The organism is Streptomyces syringium, from assembly GCF_017876625.1.
Classification (GTDB): domain Bacteria; phylum Actinomycetota; class Actinomycetes; order Streptomycetales; family Streptomycetaceae; genus Streptomyces; species Streptomyces syringius.
The window spans coordinates 2,181,274-2,199,466 of sequence record NZ_JAGIOH010000001.1 but is presented as its reverse complement, the minus strand read 5'-3'; the positions used below and the strand labels follow the sequence as shown (position 1 = coordinate 2,199,466).

Annotated in this window: 18 protein-coding genes and 1 pseudogene; 6 read left to right on the top strand and 13 right to left on the bottom strand. The window is 73.2% G+C overall.

Annotated features, from left to right (window positions below; translation table 11 throughout):
• Window positions 1-76 precede the first annotated feature (76 nt).
• Window positions 77-1,621, bottom strand: a complete 1,545-nt coding sequence (locus tag JO379_RS09690) for a leucyl aminopeptidase (protein WP_130877405.1) — start codon at window positions 1,619-1,621, stop codon at window positions 77-79.
• 271 nt (window positions 1,622-1,892) lie between these two features.
• A complete protein-coding gene (locus JO379_RS09685) occupies window positions 1,893-2,747 on the bottom strand; it encodes an adenosylcobinamide-GDP ribazoletransferase (RefSeq protein ID WP_209514594.1) in 855 nt (284 codons plus the stop codon).
• A gap of 69 nt (window positions 2,748-2,816) precedes the next feature.
• On the opposite strand from JO379_RS09685, the gene JO379_RS09680 reads away from it, so the two are divergent.
• Window positions 2,817-3,557, top strand: a complete 741-nt coding sequence (locus tag JO379_RS09680; RefSeq protein ID WP_130877403.1) for a hypothetical protein — start codon at window positions 2,817-2,819, stop codon at window positions 3,555-3,557.
• Between the two features lie 182 nt (window positions 3,558-3,739).
• On the opposite strand, the pseudogene JO379_RS09675 reads toward JO379_RS09680, so the two are convergent.
• The 6 genes and pseudogenes from JO379_RS09675 to JO379_RS09650 form a co-directional block, all read right to left on the bottom strand.
• Window positions 3,740-4,456 (bottom strand): annotated as a pseudogene (locus tag JO379_RS09675) (hypothetical protein); the annotation flags it as partial.
• Window positions 4,453-6,219: a phosphatidylglycerol lysyltransferase domain-containing protein gene (locus tag JO379_RS09670; RefSeq protein WP_209514593.1), complete on the bottom strand. Its 1,767-nt coding sequence runs from the start codon at window positions 6,217-6,219 to the stop codon at window positions 4,453-4,455. The pseudogene JO379_RS09675 and the gene JO379_RS09670, both read right to left, overlap by 4 nt.
• A gap of 60 nt (window positions 6,220-6,279) precedes the next feature.
• Entirely contained in the window at window positions 6,280-7,326 is a 1,047-nt protein-coding gene (locus tag JO379_RS09665) for a nicotinate-nucleotide--dimethylbenzimidazole phosphoribosyltransferase (protein WP_130877401.1), read from the bottom strand.
• Window positions 7,327-7,527: 201 nt separating this feature from the next.
• A complete protein-coding gene (locus JO379_RS09660) occupies window positions 7,528-8,817 on the bottom strand; it encodes a sensor histidine kinase (protein ID WP_130877400.1) in 1,290 nt (429 codons plus the stop codon).
• Between the two features lie 166 nt (window positions 8,818-8,983).
• Entirely contained in the window at window positions 8,984-9,262 is a 279-nt protein-coding gene (gene pspAA, locus JO379_RS09655) for a PspA-associated protein PspAA (protein WP_130877399.1), read from the bottom strand.
• A 52-nt stretch (window positions 9,263-9,314) separates the two neighbouring features.
• Entirely contained in the window at window positions 9,315-10,094 is a 780-nt protein-coding gene (locus tag JO379_RS09650; RefSeq protein WP_209514592.1) for a PspA/IM30 family protein, read from the bottom strand.
• 298 nt (window positions 10,095-10,392) lie between these two features.
• Between JO379_RS09650 and JO379_RS09645 the strand changes: the two genes are divergently transcribed.
• Together JO379_RS09645 and JO379_RS09640 are read left to right on the top strand one after the other, a co-directional pair.
• Window positions 10,393-10,989, top strand: coding sequence for a DUF3043 domain-containing protein (locus tag JO379_RS09645; protein WP_130877397.1), 597 nt, complete (start codon window positions 10,393-10,395; stop codon window positions 10,987-10,989).
• Window positions 10,990-11,027: 38 nt separating this feature from the next.
• Window positions 11,028-11,780 (top strand): class I SAM-dependent methyltransferase, encoded by a 753-nt coding sequence (locus JO379_RS09640; RefSeq protein WP_130877835.1) that lies wholly within the window; start codon window positions 11,028-11,030, stop codon window positions 11,778-11,780.
• A gap of 176 nt (window positions 11,781-11,956) precedes the next feature.
• On the opposite strand, the gene JO379_RS09635 is transcribed toward JO379_RS09640, so the two are convergent.
• Window positions 11,957-12,166: a glycosyltransferase family 25 protein gene (locus JO379_RS09635; protein ID WP_130877396.1), complete on the bottom strand. Its 210-nt coding sequence runs from the start codon at window positions 12,164-12,166 to the stop codon at window positions 11,957-11,959.
• Between the two features lie 130 nt (window positions 12,167-12,296).
• Here JO379_RS09635 and JO379_RS09630 point away from each other — a divergent pair, with 130 nt between their 5' ends.
• Window positions 12,297-13,502: a bifunctional adenosylcobinamide kinase/adenosylcobinamide-phosphate guanylyltransferase gene (locus JO379_RS09630; RefSeq protein ID WP_209514591.1), complete on the top strand. Its 1,206-nt coding sequence runs from the start codon at window positions 12,297-12,299 to the stop codon at window positions 13,500-13,502.
• 60 nt (window positions 13,503-13,562) lie between these two features.
• Complete coding sequence (locus JO379_RS09625; protein WP_130877395.1) at window positions 13,563-14,270, top strand: response regulator transcription factor; 708 nt, start codon at window positions 13,563-13,565, stop codon at window positions 14,268-14,270.
• A 60-nt stretch (window positions 14,271-14,330) separates the two neighbouring features.
• On the opposite strand, the gene nadA is transcribed toward JO379_RS09625, so the two are convergent.
• Entirely contained in the window at window positions 14,331-15,518 is a 1,188-nt protein-coding gene (nadA, locus tag JO379_RS09620; protein ID WP_130877394.1) for a quinolinate synthase NadA, read from the bottom strand.
• A gap of 245 nt (window positions 15,519-15,763) precedes the next feature.
• Here nadA and JO379_RS09615 point away from each other — a divergent pair, with 245 nt between their 5' ends.
• Window positions 15,764-16,120, top strand: coding sequence for a HesB/IscA family protein (locus tag JO379_RS09615; RefSeq protein WP_130877393.1), 357 nt, complete (start codon window positions 15,764-15,766; stop codon window positions 16,118-16,120).
• Window positions 16,121-16,213: 93 nt separating this feature from the next.
• Here the strand turns inward: JO379_RS09615 and JO379_RS33880 are convergent, their stop codons facing one another.
• From JO379_RS33880 to JO379_RS09605, 3 genes are all read right to left on the bottom strand, one after another.
• On the bottom strand, window positions 16,214-16,375 hold the full coding sequence (locus JO379_RS33880; protein ID WP_307841935.1) for a hypothetical protein: 162 nt from the start codon (window positions 16,373-16,375) through the stop codon (window positions 16,214-16,216).
• Window positions 16,366-17,817, bottom strand: a complete 1,452-nt coding sequence (locus JO379_RS09610; RefSeq protein WP_307841934.1) for a hypothetical protein — start codon at window positions 17,815-17,817, stop codon at window positions 16,366-16,368. Before JO379_RS09610 ends, JO379_RS33880 begins: the two co-directional genes overlap by 10 nt.
• A gap of 122 nt (window positions 17,818-17,939) precedes the next feature.
• Complete coding sequence (locus JO379_RS09605; protein WP_130877391.1) at window positions 17,940-18,155, bottom strand: hypothetical protein; 216 nt, start codon at window positions 18,153-18,155, stop codon at window positions 17,940-17,942.
• Window positions 18,156-18,193: the final 38 nt, after the last annotated feature.

Sequence of the window (18,193 nt, the reverse complement as noted above, 5' to 3'; positions counted from 1 at the left end):
GATTTCGTTAAGGGCGAACGAACGCCCGGCGACCCCGAGCGGAACACGCCCGGGGTCGCACGGATGTGCGAATGGCTCAGCCGAGGTCGCCCGCGGCGGTGCGCTCCGCGAGCCGCACCAGGGTGCGCACCGAGGATCCGGTGCCGCCCTTCGGGGTGTAGCCGTACGGGGCGCTCTCGTGGTACGCGGGGCCCGCGATGTCCAGGTGGGCCCAGGTGATGCCCTCGCCCACGAACTCCTTCAGGAAGAGGCCCGCCACCAGGCCGCCGCCCATCCGCTCGCCCATGTTGGCGAGGTCGGCGACGGGGGTGTCCATGCCCTTGCGCAGCTCGGCGGGGAGCGGCATCGGCCACGCCTGCTCGCCGACCTCCTCGGCGATCTCGTACAGCGACGTGCGGAACGCGTCGTCGTTGGCCATGACGCCGAACGTGCGGTTGCCGAGCGCGAGGACCATGGCGCCGGTGAGGGTGGCGACGTCCACGATCGCGTCGGGGTTCTCCTCCGAGGCCCGGGTGAGGGCGTCGGCCAGGACCAGCCGGCCCTCGGCGTCGGTGTTGAGTACCTCGACGGTCTTACCGCTGTACATCTTCAGCACATCACCCGGGCGGGTGGCGTTGCCGGACGGCATGTTCTCCGCGAGGGCCAGCCAGCCCGTGACGTTGACCTCCACGCCGAGCTTCGCGGCGGCCACGACCGAGGCGAAGACGGCGGCGGCGCCGGCCATGTCGCACTTCATGGTCTCGTTGTGGCCGGCCGGCTTCAGGGAGATGCCGCCCGAGTCGTAGGTGATGCCCTTGCCGACCAGGGCGATGGTCTTCTTCGCCTTGGCGTGGGTGTAGGCGACCCGCACCAGGCGGGGCGGGTTGAGGGAACCCTGGCCGACGCCCATCAGGCCGCCGTAGCCGCCCTTGAGCAGCGCCTTCTCGTCCAGCACCTCGACCTTGAGGCCGTGCTCCTTGGCGGCGGCCTGGACGGCCGCGGCGAAGGACTTCGGGTGCAGGTCGTTGGGCGCCATGTTCACCAGGTCGCGGGCGCGGTTGACCTCTTCGGCCACGGCGACGGCGCGCTCGACGGCGGCCTTGGCCGCCTTGTCACGGGGCTTGGCCCCGAGGACCGCCACCTCGGCGAGCGGCGCGCTCTTGTCGGCGGCCTTGGCGTCGCCCTTCTTGGCGGAGCCGTTGCCGTTGCCGCGGTAGGCGTTGAAGGAGTACGCACCGAGCAGCGCACCCTCCGCGACGGCCGAGACGGCCTCCGCGTCGTCGACCGGCAGGGCGAACGCGGCCTTCTTGGTACCCGACAGCGCGCGGGCCGCGACACCGGCGGCGCGGCGCAGCGCCTCCTCGTCGTAGCCGTCGCCCTTCGCGGGGACGTCACCGAGGCCGACCGCCAGCACGAGGGGGGCCTTGAGGCCGGACGGAGCGGGGAGCTTGGTCACTTCGCCCTCGCCGCCCGCGGCGCCGAGGGTCTCCAGAACGGCGGCCAGCTTCCCGTCGAACGCCTTGTCGACGGCTTCGGCGCCGGGTGCGACGACGGGGCCCTTCGGGCCCTTCGCCACACCGACGACGACGGCGTCCGCGCGCAGCGTCGCCGCACTGGATGTGCTGAGAGTCAGAGCAGTCACGGTGGTTGGGTCCCTACTTCCGTTGAGTTTTGACGGCCGGGGGGTGGGCGGCCGCACCCTGCGCATCGTATGCGGCACGCCCGCGCCGCCGGGGTCCGGGCCAGCCGGGCACGCGCGAGCGTATCCCCGCCGGGCCGCGACGGGTTCGCCCGTGACCGCACCGATTTGCCGGATCCGCCGGCCGCCGGGGCCGGCGTACGTCGGACGGGGAGGGAACAACGGCGGTGACGCGCCTGTTCCGGCCCCGCGTCCGCCCGGCCGGCGCGGCGCGTCAGCCGAGCGCCAGCGCGAGCAGCGCGACCGTCGCCGACGTCTCGGCCAGGGCGCCGAAGACATCGCCGGTGACGCCGCCGAAGCGCCGCGTGCAGTGCCGCAGCAGCAGTTCCCCGCCGGCCAGGGCGGCCAGCGCCGCGGTACCCGCCCGCGCCGCCTCGAACGCGAGGGCGTACGGGCCCTGGTGCGGTTCCTCGTACGTGCCGAGGAGCGCGCCCGCCGCCGCTGCCGCGCACACGGTCAGCGCCGCGACCAGCAGCGCCGAGCGCCCGGACACCACTCCCGCGACGGCGGCCCCGAGCCCCTCCGGCCGCGCCGGGGGCACCCCCGCACGGGAGGCGAGGGTCAGGGCGCAACGCGCGGCGAGGGCCGCGACCAGCGCCGCGAGGGCGCCGCGCGCCCAGCTCCCGCTGTACAGCTCGTGGAGGGCGGCCACTTGGCCCAGCAGGGTCAGCAGCAGGGTGACGACGCCGAAGGGGCCGATGTCCGACTGCTTCATGATCCGCAGCGCGTCGGCGGCGGGCTTGCCGCTGCCCAGCCCGTCGGCGACATCCGCGAGACCGTCCAAGTGGAGCCCCCGGGTGAGCACCGCCGGCACCGCCACCGTGGCCACCGCGGCGAGCATCGGCCCGGCGCCCAGCAACAGGAACAGCGCCCCGGCCAGAGCCGCGAAACCGCCCACGACCAGGCCCGCCAGCGGTGCCGCCAGCATGCCGCCGCGGGCCGCCGGGCGATCCCAGCGGGTGACGCGCACGGGCAGCACGGTGAGTGTGCCGAAGGCGAAGCGGAGGGCATCGCCGGGCGTCGCGGGGGCGGGCCGTGCCCCTCCGGGGTCAGGTCTCGTGTCGGTCATCGCGGGCAGGGTATCCCGCCCGCCTGGGGCAGTAGGTTGCCGATAGGGCACGTATCGGGAGCGGGAGTCATGGGTCACTGGTTGGGCCGCAACATCGTCGAACCGGGCAAGCTGCCGCTGCTGCTCGCGCTCACCGCGTTCGTGATGACGTTTCTGGTCACCCGCGTCATCACCCGGCTGATCCGGGCCGGCAAGGGCCCCTTCCGCAACGTCAGCGGAGGCAGCGGCCTGCACGTCCACCATGTCGTGCCGGGCGTCGTGCTGATGGTGGTTGGCGGCTTCGGCGCGGTCGCCGCGGGCCGGCACGGCTTCGCGGCGGCGGTCTGCGCCGTGCTCTTCGGCACCGGCGCCGGCCTGGTGCTGGACGAGTTCGCGCTCGTCCTGCACCTGGACGACGTGTACTGGACGGAACAGGGCCGCAAGAGCGTCGAGATCGTGGTGCTGACGGCGGCTCTGGTGGGGCTGGTGCTCGCCGGCTCCTCGCCGTTCGGGGTCAACGAGCTGACCCCCGACGAGCTGCACAACCGCGGCCTCGTGGGGACCACCGTCGGCATCAACTTCCTGATCGCCCTCTTCGCCCTGGTCAAGGGCAAGCCGCGGATCGCACTGATCGGGGTGCTGGTGCCGTTCGTCGCGATCGTCGGCGCGGTGCGCCTGGCCCGGCCGGGCTCACCGTGGGCCCGGCGCTTCTACCGCCACCGGCGGCGCGCCCTGGCCAAGGCCCGGGCCCGTGCCCAGCGGCACGACCGGCGCTGGGAGGCCGTGCGCAACCGGCTTCACGACCTGGTCGCGGGCGCCCCGGACCGCTGACCGCCCTTGGGCGTGTCCGTGAAGTCATGCCCGGCTCGCGATGCCCCGCCCGCTACCGCTGGGGGTACCCCCAGGCACGCGCGCTCGCCGCGTTGCCGGGCTCGCCCGAGTGCGTCCAGTGCGAGGGCGACCCTCCGCCTCGCGAGCGCACGCACCATGCGCCGCGGGCCCCGCCCTTCGGGCGTACGCCGCGACGTCGCGGGCCCACCCGCGTCCCGGTCCCGGTAGTCGTCCCGCCGCGGCTTGCGCCGCCGCAGCGCCTCCTCCGCGCCGCACAGCACCAGCATCGCGGCCACGGCGGCCACATGCTCCTTGCCCGCCAGATTGGGCTTGACGACGGCCTCGCCCACCATGGCGAGCACCACCAGCGCGCAGGTGAACCAGGCGCGGTAGCGCCAGGTGACGTACACCGCGAGCCCGACGACCGCCGCCGACGGGCCGGTGTCGATGACCTTGGCCGCCTCCGGCGGCAGACCGAGGACGGAGTCGGGGCCGATGTGGATGGCCAGCCGGGCGTACATCGTGCCGGCCAGCGTGGCCACGTACGCGACGGCCAGCGTGCGCCACTTGCCGAGGGCGATCTCGGCGATGCCGAAGACGATCAGCACCTGGGCCAGCGCCCCCCACACCGGCAGGTCCAGCGCCGGGACGAACAGCGACAGCGGCGTGCGCAGCAGCGCCAGCCACCAGGGCAGCCGCGCCTGCACCGAGCCGAGCTTCTGGACCGGCTCGAAGCCCCAGGGCTGGTTCTGGACGATCTGGAAGACCGCGGTGAGGGCCACGGCCGCCAGGGTCATGGGAACGGCCCCCAGCCGCTTGGCGACCAGCGCGTCCCGGACGGTGCCGACCAGCGGACCCCACTCGGTGCGCGCGGCGCGGCGCAGCGCCGCGCGGTTCATCGCCGGCTCTCCAAGTGCTTGCGGTTGAGCCACTTGGGGAGGCCCGGGGCCTCGAGGAAGCCCTCGGCCCGGGCGCTGGAGACGCCGATCCGCAGCAGGTCACTGCTCTTCTCGAACAGCATGAACCGAGGTTCCCAGATGGGGCGGTATTTCGCATTTGCTCGGTACAGCGATTCGATCTGCCACCAGCGGGAGAAGAAGCTGAGCAGCGAACGCCACGCCCGCAGCACGGGACCCGCCCCGAGCTTCGAGCCGCGCTCGAAGACCGACCGGAACATCGCGAAGTTCAGCGACACCTGGGTGATGCCGAGCCCCTTGGCCTGCTGGAGCAGCTCGATGACCATGAACTCCATCAGGCCGTTCTCCGACTGGCGGTCACGCCGCATCAGATCCAGCGACAGCCCCTCGGGCCCCCACGGCACAAAGCTGAGGACCGCGCGCGGTTCACCCTGGCCGTCGCGGCATTCGAGCATCACGCAGCGCCCGTCGTCCGGGTCGCCGAGCCGGCCCAGCGCCATGGAGAAGCCGCGCTCGGTCTCCCCGTCGCGCCAGTCGTCGGCGCGCAGCAGCAGCTCGGCCATCTCCGCCTCGGGGATGTCCTCGTGACGCCGGATCCGGACGGTGTAACCGGCGCGCTTGACCCGGTTGTAGGCCTGGCGGACCGTGCGCATGGCGCGCCCGTCGAGGGTGAACTCGGCGGTCTCCACGATGGCCTCGTCGCCGATCTCCAGGGCGTCCAGGCCGTGGCGCGCGTAGATGGTGCCGGCTTCCTCGCTCGCCCCCATCACGGCCGGGATCCAGCCGTGCTCGCGCGCCTCGGCCAGCCACGGCTCGATGGCGCCGGGCCAGGCCTCGGGGTCGCCGATCGGGTCACCGGAGGCCAGCGACACCCCGCCGACTACGCGGTAGGTCACGGCCGCCTTGCCGGTGGGGGACCAGATGACGCTCTTCTCGCGGCGCAGCGCGAAGTAGCCGAGCGAGTCGCGGTCGCCGTGCTTGTCGAGCAGGGCGCGCAGCCGCGCCTCGTCCTCGGGGGTGAGCGGATCGGTGGCCCGGCGGGCGCGGAAGGCCGCGAAGACCACGAGGAGCAGCAGCACCATGCTCATCACGTTGATGAAGACGTCGACCCAGCCGGGGATGGAGATGCCCCGGTAGCTGCTGTCGTCGGCGGCCAGCGAGACCAGCCGCATGACGCCGTAGTGCCAGCGGTCGAGGAAGGTCGAGCGGTAGTCGTCGGTCGCCTGATTGGTCGCGGTGACCAGCAGCGCGGCGATCAGCGAGGTGACCAGCAGCCCGCCGGCGGCGACGGCCGAGGCCAGCTTGGGGTTGGCCCGGTCGCCCTTGGCGTAGAACTCGCGGCGGCCCACCAGCAGCGCGACGACGAACGCGGCGGTCGCCACCAGCGAGAACCAGTTCAGCGGGTGCCGGTTGAACTCCCGGAAGAACAGCGCGACGGCCAGGATCGCCAGCAGCACCCCGGACAGCACGAGGTTCAGGATCCACGAGGCGCGCTTGCGCCGGCGCAGGGTGACCGCCATGACCCACGACCACAGCGCCGACGCGAAGCCCGCCGTCAGCAGATAGGGAGTGAAGAACTCCTCCACGTTGTGCCGGCGGATGTCCGCGCCGAACGACACCCAGACGGCGCTGAGCAGGTTGACGAACGTCACGGCACGCAAGTACCACACCGCGAACGCGGCGGCGCGTCGTGGCCGGGCGCCGCTACGGGCGCCGTCCTCCGGAGTCACGCGGACTTCTCCCATGAAAAGTGAGCATATGGGGCACCCTCTACGGGGAAGTCCGAAGCGCGACGACGAGGTCGGTCAGGTGCGCTCGGGGAGTTCCGCCGCCAGGGCCGCGGCCGCCTGCACCAGTGGCAGAGCGAGCAGCGCCCCTGTCCCCTCGCCCACACTGACGCCGTGGTCGAGCAAAGGGTTGAGCGCCATCCGGTCGAGCGCCTTCGCCTGCGCCGGATCGCCGCTCGCCTGCCCCGCCAGCCACCAGTCGGGGGCCCGGAACGCCACCCGCTGGGCGACCAGGGCACACGCCGCGGAGACGACGCCGTCGAGGATGACCGGGGTGCGCCGCACGGCGCTCTGCAGCAGGAAGCCGGTGATCGCCGCGAAGTCCGCGCCGCCGCTCGCGGCCAGCAGCTCCAGCTGGTCACCGAGGACCGGCCGGGCCCGGCGCAGCGCGTCCCGGATCGTGGCGCACTTGCGCATCCACGCCAGGTCGTCGATACCCGCGCCGCCACGGCCGGTGACCACGGAGGCGTCGGTGCCGCACAGCGCGGCGATCAGGGTGCCGGCCGCCGTGGTGCCGCCGACGCTCAGGTCGCCGAGCACGACGAGATCGGTGCCGGAGTCGGCCTCCTCGTCGGCGATCGCCATCCCGGCGCGGAAGGCGGCCTCCGCCTCCTCGGCGGTCAGCGCGTCCTCGATGTCGATCCGGCCCGAACCGCGCCGCACCCGGTGGCGGGTCACGTCCTCGGGCAGCTCGGCCGGGTCGCAGTCGAGCGACATGTCGACCACCCGCAGCCCCGCGCCCAGCCGCCGGGCCAGGATCGCCGCGCTGCTCTCACCGGCCAGGGCGGCCCGTACGAGCTCCACGGCACCGCCCGCCGGGCCGCCGGAGACCCCCAGCCCGGCGACCCCGTGGTCACCGGCGAAGACCAGCAGCCTGGCCCGCTCGACCGGCTTGACCGGCACGGCTCCCTGCGCGGCGGCGAGCCACTCGCCCAGCTCGTCCAGCCGCCCCAGCGACCCGGGCCGCGGGCCGATCCGCTCCCGCCGTTCCTCGGCGTCCCGCCGCACGCCGGAGTCGGGCCGCTCGATCAGCGTGGCGAAGTCATCAAGATTCAGACCGCTCATCCGTCGAACATTACCTGTCGGGGACAGTGGATCTCCGGCTGCGGGCCGTCTTGCCGCCTGCGGCGGCGAGCGCCCTGCGGGCGCGTCCTCAAACGCCGGACGGGCTTGATTTCGGCTGAGCTCAGCCAAAACCAGCCTGTCCGGCGTTTGAGGACACCGCCGCGCAGCGGAGGTGCGTTCGACACGGCCCGCGGGGCAGCCCTACGCCCCCGCCGCTGCCCGCAGCGGCAAGGACGCCCTCACCCGGAAGCCCGGGGCGCCGCGTTCGCGGGGCCCCGCCTCGCAGCTGCCGCCGAGGGCGGCCGCCCGCTCGCGCATGCCGATCAGGCCGTGGCCCCCGTGGTCCGCGCCGGCGGGGGCCGCACCCGTCGTGAGGTCGGTGCGGCCGGCGCCGTCGTCGAGGACGGTCAGCAGGAGGCTGTCCGGGGCCCGCAGGAGGGCGACCTCGGCCCGGGCGCCGGGACCCGCGTGCTTGTGGACGTTGGTCAGGGCTTCCTGGAGCACGCGGTAGGCGGCCAGGTCGACGGCGGCCGGCAGCGGCCCCACGACGTCCGCCGCCCCGGCGGCGCCGGTGGCGGTGGCCGGCCCGTCGGGCAGGGTGGAGGCCGCGGCGACGTCGACGCGCAGCCCCACCCGGGCGAAGCCGTCGACGAGCTGGTCGAGGACGCCGAGGCCCGGGGCGGGCTCGGTGGGCGCCTCCGGGTCGCCGTGCTGGCGCAGCAGGCCCACGGTGGCACGCAGCTCCCCCAGGGCCGAGCGGCTGGCCTCACGGACGTGCGCGAGGGCCTCCTTCGCCTGGTCGGGGCGGCTGTCCATGATGTGCGAGGCGACCCCGGCCTGGACGTTGACCAGCGCTATGTGATGGGCGACGACGTCGTGGAGCTCGCGGGCGATGCGCAGCCGCTCCTCGGCCACCCGGCGGCGGGCCTCCTCCTCACGGGTGCGCTCGGCCCGCTCCGCCCGCTCCTCGATCGCCGCGATGAAGGCCCGCCGGCTGCGCACGGCGTCGCCCGCGGCGGCGGCCATGCCGGTCCAGGCGAACAGGCCGAGGTTCTCCTGCGCGTACCAGGGGCGGACGCCGAAGAACATGACGGTGCCGGTGAGGACGGCGACGGTCACCGCGGCGATCCGCCAGGCGGTGGGCCGGTCGGTGCGGGCGGCGACGGTGTAGAGGGCCACCACGGCGGCGAGCGCGATCTGCGTGTGCGGCGGGTCGTCCCCGGTGATGACGGTCTCCAGCAGGGTGAACGCACAGGTGAAGGCGAGGACGGCACGCGGCATCGGGCGGCGCAGGACCAGGCCCGCGCAGGCGAACAGCGACATCACGACGAAGTAGGGCCCCGGCCGGTGCGCCGAGGCGTGCGGGCCCACGTACGCGCCGAGGAGGACGATCGTGAGGACGGCGGCGGCGAGGGCCGCGTCGGCGGCATAGGGGTGCGCGCGCAGCCAGCGGTGCGGGCGGGCGAGACCTGTGGTGGCGAGGGAGGTCATCGAGGGTCCCATCAGGAGGGCCCGGTGCCGGCGCGTCCCGCGGGACGTCCGCGGCCCGATCCCGCCGCGCCCCCGTCCCTGGGAGGGGACGGGGGCGCGGGGAGGTGCCGGAGTGTGCCGGGGCCGCTTCGGCCGGACGAGCGGGGGCGGACCGGGAGCCGGGAGGTCAGCCGGGGATGAGACCGTCGTCGCTGAGCATCTCGCGCACCTCCGACAGGGAGGCGTCGGGCGCGGGCAGAATCAGCTCGGAGGGCTCGAGGGAGTCGTCGGGCAGCGGATCGCCCAGCCGGCGAACGGCGTCGAGCAGCGCGCCCAGCGTGCGGTGGAAGCCCTCCTCGTCACCGCTCTCCATCTCGGCGAGCAGCTCGTCGTCGAGCGTGTTCAGCTCCACGAAGTGGCTGTCGGCCAGCTTCAGCTGCCCTTCCCCCATGATCCGCACGATCATGACGGTCTCCCTCGGTCGGGTGCGGTGCTTAACCAGTGGCTTACCGGGTGTCCTACTGCTTGTCGAACCGCGGCTGGTCCTGGGTCGTCTGCGGCCGCCCGGCCGCACCGCCCTCGATGGCCTGCTGCCCGGCGCTGGTCCCGCCCGCCAGCTCCGCCTTCATGCGCTGGAGCTCCAGCTCCACGTCCGAGCCGCCCGAGAGGCGGTCCAGCTCGGCGGTGATGTCGTCCTTGGCCGTGCCCGTCGGGTCGTCGAGGGCACCCGAGGCGAGCAGCTCGTCGATGGCACCGGCGCGCGCCTGCATCTGCTGGGTCTTGTCCTCGGCGCGCTGGATGGCCATGCCGACATCGCCCATCTCCTCGGAGATGCCCGAGAAGGCCTCGCCGATCCGGGTCTGGGCCTGGGCGGCGGTGTAGGTGGCCTTGATGGTCTCCTTCTTCGTGCGGAAGGCGTCGACCTTGGCCTGCAGACGCTGCGCGGCGAGGGTGAGCTTCTCCTCCTCGCCCTGGAGGGTCTGGTGCTGCGTCTCCAGGTCGCTGACCTGCTGCTGCAGCGCGGCCCGCCGGGACAGCGCCTCACGCGCCAGATCCTCACGGCCGAGCGCCAGCGCCTTGCGGCCCTGGTCCTCCAGCTTGGACGACTGGCCCTGCAGCTGGTTCAGCTGGAGTTCCAGACGCTTGCGGGACGTCGCCACGTCGGCGACTCCCCGGCGTACCTTCTGGAGCAGCTCGAGCTGCTTCTGGTACGAGTAGTCAAGGGTCTCGCGCGGATCCTCGGCCCGGTCCAGGGCCTTGTTGGCCTTCGCGCGGAAAATCATCCCCATACGCTTCATGACACCGCTCATGGGCCTCGCGCGCCCCCTTCTGACGGACTTTTCGGCTCCGGCACATCTCTCAGAACCCACAGTACGGGCCCTGCTTCCATTACCGCACTGTTCGGGCCCGGATGCGCTCCTCCTCCAGGACGATCACAAGGTCGCCGCCCTCCGGCGCAAGGAGTAGACGTACCCCCGGGAAGCGGTCGGGGGCCCGCCGGGGAGCCGCCGGGGGAGCCACGGGGAGCACCGCCGTTGCCGGATCGTTCCCCATGGGGCTGGGGTACACACCTGGATACCCGTACCCTTGGGTTTTGTGTTCCGAAGCCGTTCGAAGGATGAGCAGGCCGCCGCCGCCAAGGTGACCGCGGACCAGCCCCAGCAGCCCCGTGACCCGCAGGCCCCCAAGGGCCGCCCCACCCCCAAGCGCAGCGAGGCGACCTCGCAGCGCCGCAGCCTGGCCGGTACGCCGACCAATCGCAAGGACGCCGTCAAGCGTCAGCGCGAGGCCCGGCGCGCGGACCTGGCCAAGCAGCGCGAGGCCCTCGCCAGCGGGGACGAGCGCTTCCTGCCCGCCCGCGACAAGGGCCCGATCCGCCGCTTCGCGCGCGACTTCGTGGACTCGCGGTACTCCGTGGCGGAGTTCTTCCTGCCGCTCGCCGTGGTGATCCTGATCCTCAGCATGATCAACAAGGGTGACTTCCAGTCGCTCGTGCTGCTGCTGTGGCTCGTCGTGATCCTGCTGATCGTGATCAACTCCGTGATCACGGCCATGAGCCTCAAGCGTGCCCTCAAGCAGCGCTTCCCCGACGAGAACCTCCGCGGCGCGGTGCCGTACGCCCTGATGCGTACGCTCCAGATGCGCCGGCTGCGTCTCCCGAAGCCGAAGGTCAAGCGCGGGGAGCGGCCCTGAGCGCCCTGTCGGGCTTCGGCGGCGGTGCGCAGGGCTGGCTGAGCGGTCTCGGCGGGTTACGGAACACCGTCCGCCAGGAGCTGGTGGCCCGCCAGCTGGACGAGCAGATAGCCGCGCGTTTCCCGGTCGGCCGACGGCTGCGCGTGCTCGACGTGGGCCTCGGCCAGGGCACGCAGGCACTGCGGCTGGCCCGCGCCGGCCATGAGGTCACGGGCCTGGAGTCCGACCCGCGCATGGTGGCCGCGGTCCGCGAGGCGCTGGCCGCCGAGCCCGAGGGCATCCGCGAGCGGGTGCGGCTCATAGAGGGCGACGGCCGGGACACCGGCGCGCACTTCCTCCCGGGCGCCTTCGACATCGTGCTCTGCCACGGCGTCCTGATGTACGTACCGGAGCCGGACCCCATGCTCGCCGGCCTCGCCCGGGTGCTCGCGCCGGACGGCCTGCTCTCGCTGGTCGTCCGCAACGCGGACGCGCTCGCGCTGCGGCCGGGGCTGAGCGGGGACTGGGAGGGCGCCCTGGCGGCCTTCGACTCGCCCGCCTACACCAACCGGATCGGCCTGCGCGCGCGGGCGGACCGGCTGGAGACCCTGACGGCGACCCTCGCCGGGATCGGCGCACCCCTGCATGCCTGGTACGGCGTGCGTGTCTTCACCGACCAGGCGCCGGACGATTGCCAGCCGCCCCCGGCCGAGGAGCTGGAGCGCGTCCTGGCCGCGGAGGACCGTGCCGGGCGCACCGACCCGTACCGCCGGGTCGCTGCGCTCTTGCACCTGTGTGGTGTCCGGGGTTAGCAAAGCGCCGGACGGGCTGCTGTGCCTTGTCCTCAAGCGCCGGACGGGCTGCTGTGCCTTGTCCTCAAGCGCCGGACGGGCTTGGCGGCTGAGCTCGGCCAAAACCAGCCCGTCCGGCGATTGAGGACACCGCCGCGCAGCGGAGGTGCGGGCGCCCCCGCTCCGGCGCGAGCCGGTCAGGCGTCCGCGGCCGCGCGCAGGCTCATCACGTAGATCTCCGTGTCGTCCTCGAAGAGCGTCACCCGCTCCGCGCCGCCGTCGAGCAGTTCCTTCCAGACCTCGCCGATCCAGGACTCCGCGTCCCCTTGCGTGGTGAACTCCTCCGGCTCCACCGCGGGTGACGTCTCCGTCCCGTCGGCCTTCTCGAACCGCCACGACCACACCATGTCCGCCTCCTGAGTTCTGCCTGCGTTCCTCAAGTGCCACGTGCTGTGCAACGCAGCCTAACGGTCCGTAAAGGACGTGAAAGGGTGAGCCCCGCGCGCCCGTCGCGCGGGGACGCGAGACGATCGACCTGTGGAACTGACTCTGCTCGGCACCGGAGCCCCCGACGGGCTGCCGCGCCCCGGCTGCCCCTGCGCGTCCTGCGCCACCGCCGTCGGCGACGAGGCGCGGGCCGCGACCGCGCTCCTCGTCGACGGGGCGCTGCTCCTGGACCTCACCCCGGGGCCCGCCTTCGCCGCCGCCCGGGCGGGGCGGTCGATCGCCGGGGTGCGGCAGGTGCTGCTCTCGCATCCGCACGACGGGCCCGCCGTGGAGTTCCCGGCCGGGCTGCCCGCGCCGGGGCGGGTGCCGGACGGCCGTGAGCTGGCGGTGATCAGCGGGCACCGGGTCCGGGCGATGGCCCTGGACGCGCCGGGCACCGGATACGAGGTGACGGGCCCGGAGGGCGAGCGGCTGCTCTATCTGCCGCCGGGGGCCTCCCCGGCGGGGCTCGCGCCGCTGGGCTCCCCGGGCCCGTACGACATGGTGCTGCTCGACGTCCTCGGCCGGCCGGACGCCCTGGCCCGGCTGCGGGAGACGGGGGCGGTCGGCGCGACGACGGACGTGCTCGCCGTCCACCTCGACCACGACGTGCCGCCGGGCCGTGAGCTGCACCGCAGGCTGGCGGCGCTCGGGGCGCGGACCGTGCCGGACGGCACGACGCTCGTGGTCGGCGACTACCACGCGGTGCCGGATCTGCCCCGGCGGACGCTGGTGCTGGGCGGGGCCCGATCGGGCAAGTCGGTGGAGGCCGAGCGGCGGCTGGAGGGGTTCCCGGACGTGGTCTACGTCGCCACGGGCGGCACCCGCGAGGGCGACCGGGAGTGGGCGGCACGGATCGCCCTGCACCGCGAACGCCGGCCGGGCTCCTGGCGCACGGCCGAGACCTGCGACCTGGTGCCGCTGCTGGCGGAGGACGGCCCGGCCCTGCTGATCGACTGCCTCGGGCTGTGGCTGACCGGCGCGATGGACTCCGTGGAGGCCTGGGACGACGCCGTCTGGGCGAACGGCGGCGCGCGGGCCCTGGCCAAGCGCGTCGCGGAGCTGGCCGCGGCCGTCCGGGCCACCCCCCGCACGGTCGTCCTGGTGAGCAACGAGGTCGGCTCGGGCGTCGTCCCGGCCACCGCTTCCGGCCGTCGCTTCCGCGACGAGCTCGGCCGGCTGAACACCGCGGTGGCCGCCGAGTGCGAGCACGTCCTGCTGGTGGTGGCGGGCCAGGCGCTGCCGCTGCGCGGCTGACCCCCAACTCCGCCCGGAGCCCCGGCATCTGACGGGCACGACGCTGCGTAGGCTGGGCGCATGACTGTGCCCAGCGGCGACCGGCCCGTACGCCCCATCCGAGTCCTGCTCGCCGACGACCAGGCACTGCTGCGCAGCGCGTTCCGGGTGCTGGTGGACTCGGAGCCGGACATGGAGGTGGTGGGGGAGGCCGCGGACGGGGCGCAGGCGCTCGAACTCGCCCGTTCCCAGGCCCCCGACGTGGTCCTGATGGACATCCGGATGCCCGGCACCGACGGCCTCGCCGCGACCCGCGCGATCTGCTCCGACCGCGCTCTCGCGGAGGTGCGGGTGGTGATGCTGACGACGTTCGAGGTCGACGAGTACGTGGTGCGGTCGCTGCGCGCGGGCGCCTCGGGGTTCCTCGGCAAGGGCGCGGAGCCGGAGGAGCTGCTGGCGGCGATCAGGATCGCGGCGGCGGGGGAGGCGCTGCTGTCACCCGCCGCGACGAAGGGGCTGATCGCGAAGTTCCTGGCGCAGGGCGGGGAGTACGACGGCCCGGCCGGTTCCACCGTGCGGCTCGACGTCCTCACCGGGCGGGAGCGCGAGGTCCTGGTCCAGGTGGCGGGCGGGCTGTCCAACGACGAGATCGGCGAGCGGCTGACGGTCAGCCCGCTGACCGTCAAGACCCATGTCAACCGTGCGATGGCCAAGCTCGGCGCCCGTGACCGGGCGCAGCTGGTCGTGATCGCGTACGAGACGGGGCTGGTGCGGCCGCGAGGGGACTGAGCCGTGCCCTCGGGGGCCGGACGGGCTTCGAGCCCGTCCGGCCCCCGAGGACGGCAACCGCTACGGAAGCGCCAGCATCCGCTCCAGGGCCAGCTTGGAGAAGCTCGCGACCTCGGGGTCGACCTCGATCCGGTTCACGACCTTGCCGTCCGCCAGCGACTCCAGCGCCCACACCAGGTGCGGCAGGTCGATGCGGTTCATGGTCGAGCAGAAGCAGACCGTCTTGTCGAGGAAGACGATCTCCTTGCCCTGGTCGGCGAAACGGTTCGCGAGCCGGCGGACCAGGTTGAGCTCGGTGCCGATGGCCCACTTCGACCCGGCCGGGGCGGCCTCCAGGGTCTTGATGATGTACTCCGTCGAGCCGACGTAGTCCGCCGCCGCCACGACCTCGTGCCGGCACTCGGGGTGCACCAGCACGTTGACGCCCGGGATGCGCTCGCGCACGTCGTTGACCGAGTCCAGCGAGAAACGGCCGTGCACGGAGCAGTGGCCGCGCCACAGGATCATCTTCGCCGCGCGCAGCTCCTCGACGGTCAGGCCGCCGTTCGGCTTGTGCGGGTTGTACAGCACGCAGTCGTCCAGGGACATGCCCATGTCGCGGACGGCGGTGTTGCGGCCCAGGTGCTGGTCGGGGAGGAAGAGGATCTTCTCACCCTGCTCGAAGGCCCAGTTCAGCGCCCGCTCGGCGTTGGAGGAGGTGCAGATCGTGCCGCCGTGCTTGCCGGTGAAGGCCTTGATGTCGGCCGAGGAGTTCATGTACGAGACCGGGACGGTCACGTCGGCTATGCCGGCCTCGGTGAGGACGTCCCAGCACTCGGCGACCTGTTCGGCGGTGGCCATGTCGGCCATCGAGCAGCCCGCGGCCAGGTCCGGCAGGACGACCTGCTGGTCCTCCGTGGTCAGGATGTCCGCGGACTCGGCCATGAAGTGCACACCGCAGAAGACGATGTACTCGGCGTCGGGCCGGGCGGCCGCGTCGCGCGCGAGCTTGAAGGAGTCCCCGGTCACATCCGCGAACTCGATGACCTCGTCGCGCTGGTAGTGGTGGCCGAGCACGAAGACCTTGTTGCCGAGCTTCGCCTTGGCCGCGCGGGCGCGCTCCACCAGGTCCGGGTCGGACGCCGCCGGCAGATCGCCGGGGCACTCCACACCGCGCTCGCTGCGGGGGTCGGACTCACGGCCGAGCAGCAGGAGGGCGAGGGGCGAAAGAGAAGGAGCCTGGACATCCAAGGGTTGGGCGGTGGTCACGACACGCACCCTTTCTGTTCTGCGGACGGCCGATCCGGCCTTGTCGTCAAGTTGACGCTATCTATCATAACTGCTTCACGTCAGTTTGACGATGACGATCGCGTCGATGTGACGCATTCCCGATCCGGCGGGCTGTGTGCGAGCATGAAAGACGGAAGTCAGAAGTCCAGGCCCGGAATGAATCCGCGGCCTCGCCGGTTGCAGCCGACGGCAAGCAGTCCGCACCGAACCCGGGAGTGAAGCAGATGTCCGTTCAGGACGAGAAGACCACTGTGAGCGACGGCATCCTCCTGTCCGACGCCGCCGCCGCCAAGGTCAAGGGCCTGCTCGAGCAGGAAGGCCGCGAGGACCTCGCGCTGCGCGTCGCCGTTCAGCCCGGTGGCTGCTCCGGCCTGCGTTACCAGCTCTTCTTCGACGAGCGCTCGCTCGACGGTGACGTGGTCAAGGACTTCGACGGCGTCAAGGTCGTCACCGACCGGATGAGCGCCCCGTACCTGGGCGGCGCCTCCATCGACTTCGTCGACACCATCGAGAAGCAGGGCTTCACGATCGACAACCCGAACGCCACGGGCTCCTGCGCCTGCGGCGACTCGTTCAGCTAGTCGGGCCGGGCCGGGCACCCCGGTCCCCAGCCGTACGTACGAAGGCGGCGCCCCCATCGCGGGGGCGCCGCCTTCGTACGTACGGGTCCGGAGCTACTTCGCCTGCTTCTCCGCCACGCGCTCGCCGCTCTTGGCGTCCACGACCTTCCGGTCCTCCAGCGGCTCCTCCAGCGTCACCGTCTTTTCGAACGACTTCGCCATCATCACGCAGACCTTGCCGGGCTCCTTCTCCGTGCCCGTGATCTTCACCTCCACCTCGTCCGAGGACTCCTCGGCGGAGGCGGAGAAGTCACTGCACACCCCGCCCCAGAAGCGCAGGGTGAGCTTGTCGCCGTCCACGGTGTAGGACTCCACCGGCAGCGGTCCGGACTTCGGCGGGACGGACGACGGCTTTCCGGTCGGGCCGTCGGGGCCGGCGCCGGCTTGGCGATGAACTTCGGGTCCACCGCCGGCTGGGCGATCGTGATCGTGCCCTTCTTGTCCGCCTTGTCGGTGCCGGGCTGCTGGACCTGGAAGAGCCACGACGGCACCAGCGCCTGCCGCCCGCCCACCGAGTGCGTGGCCAGCGCGAACGAGGCGCCGCGCACCAGCGCGGGCTCCCGCTGCTTCGTCGCCCCGGGGTCCGTCTCCGGGCACGGCGGGGTCGGCTGCACGGCCTTGTCGCCGCTCTCCCCGTCCTGCCCGTCCGCCCCGTCCTTGCCGTGCGGGACCGCCGACGCGCAGCCGCCGATGACGACCCGGCCGGTGCCGCCGCCCTTGTTCAGCTCCTTGAGCGCCTCCGCGGCCGTGATCAGCGGGTACGTGGCGCCCTTCTTCGGCATCTGGAGCGCTCCGCTGCCGCCCACCAGCTGCGCGTCGGCGCCGACCTTCAGACTGGTCTGCCAGCCGTAGGTGGGCACACCGCCGAGCACCGGCTCCGCCGTGACGGTCCGCACGGCCCCGAAGAGCCCGCTCGCGTCGATCTTGGCGTCGTCCTGGCCGAGCTCCTTGAGCACGGGAGCGGCCGCCTGCTTGGCCTTGTCCTCCGACACGGGCCCCTCGGCGCCGTCCGAGGGCGAAGGGGAACCGCCGTCCCGGAAGGACGGGCACGGCTTCGACGCCGTCGTCCCCGAGGGGTCGGCGCCGGACAGCTCCATCGTCTTCTCCGGCCCTCCGCCCGACGGCGGCACACAGGGCTTGCCGCCCGGGATGCCGTACCGCGAGAACGACCAGTTGCCCGGCCCCGTCCGCTGCACCTGAAGGGTCGGCCCGGCCGCGTCCGGCGTGCCGCCCACCTGCCACACGTCCTTCTCCAGCCGGGGTGTGCCCGACACCTTCAGCACCTTCGCCAGGGCCGCCACCTCGCTCCGGCCGACCTCGCGCCCCGGCAGATGGACGGCGGCGGTCCGCGGCCCGTCGGGCAGCTTCCCCTCGGCCCGGTACCGGACGCCGTTCGGGTCGGGCTCGCCCACCGCGATGCCCCGGGTGGGGCCGCTGCCCCCGCCCGCCCGGCCGTAGCCGTCCAGGGCGAGCGGCGCCGGGGCGCCGTTCTCACCGGGTGTGCCGGGCGGGCTCGCGTCCTTGCCGTCGGCCGCGGTGGTGGCCCAGTACGCGCCGCCGCCACCGGCCAGCAGCACCGCCGCCGCCACCGATACGACCGCCAACGGCGAATGCTTCCGCCGGCGCTTGCTGTCGGGGGTGCCGCCTTCGGTGCTCACCACATCGCTCCTTCGCTCCGCTCAATGTGTGTACTGCGCCATCCCCCGTGAGGGGGACGCCGCTTGGACGGAACACAGGAGCGAGCGGTTCCACGAAGCCTTCCGGGCGGCCCCGGGAGCCGTCAGTCGCCGTAGTCCGACATGCCGTCGATCAGCCGTGCGGAGGCGACGGGCACCGCGACGCCGTGGATGCGCGACGGCGGTACGGGCGCGGACGCGGGGGCCGGGGTGCTGCTCGTCCAGTGCGGTGCCATCGCCGCGCAACAGCCGCGCAGCTCCGCCAGCGACTCGGGATCGTTCGCGGAAGTGAGAGTGACGTCCTTCACAGGGTTCGGCATACCCGCACCGTAAGCACCGTACGGCACACGGAGAAAGG

Coding starts and splice junctions, on each gene's coding strand:
- JO379_RS09635 (WP_130877396.1), bottom strand. CDS start 12,166: ATGGTGTGGTCGTGGCGGTTCGAGAAGGCCGACGGGACGGAGACGTCA.
- JO379_RS09670 (WP_209514593.1), bottom strand. CDS start 6,219: ATGGGAGAAGTCCGCGTGACTCCGGAGGACGGCGCCCGTAGCGGCGCC.
- JO379_RS09685 (WP_209514594.1), bottom strand. CDS start 2,747: ATGACCGACACGAGACCTGACCCCGGAGGGGCACGGCCCGCCCCCGCG.
- pspAA (WP_130877399.1), bottom strand. CDS start 9,262: ATGATCGTGCGGATCATGGGGGAAGGGCAGCTGAAGCTGGCCGACAGC.
- JO379_RS09660 (WP_130877400.1), bottom strand. CDS start 8,817: ATGACCTCCCTCGCCACCACAGGTCTCGCCCGCCCGCACCGCTGGCTG.
- JO379_RS09615 (WP_130877393.1), top strand. CDS start 15,764: ATGTCCGTTCAGGACGAGAAGACCACTGTGAGCGACGGCATCCTCCTG.
- JO379_RS09605 (WP_130877391.1), bottom strand. CDS start 18,155: ATGCCGAACCCTGTGAAGGACGTCACTCTCACTTCCGCGAACGATCCC.
- JO379_RS09665 (WP_130877401.1), bottom strand. CDS start 7,326: ATGAGCGGTCTGAATCTTGATGACTTCGCCACGCTGATCGAGCGGCCC.
- JO379_RS09625 (WP_130877395.1), top strand. CDS start 13,563: ATGACTGTGCCCAGCGGCGACCGGCCCGTACGCCCCATCCGAGTCCTG.
- JO379_RS09650 (WP_209514592.1), bottom strand. CDS start 10,094: ATGAAGCGTATGGGGATGATTTTCCGCGCGAAGGCCAACAAGGCCCTG.
- JO379_RS09680 (WP_130877403.1), top strand. CDS start 2,817: ATGGGTCACTGGTTGGGCCGCAACATCGTCGAACCGGGCAAGCTGCCG.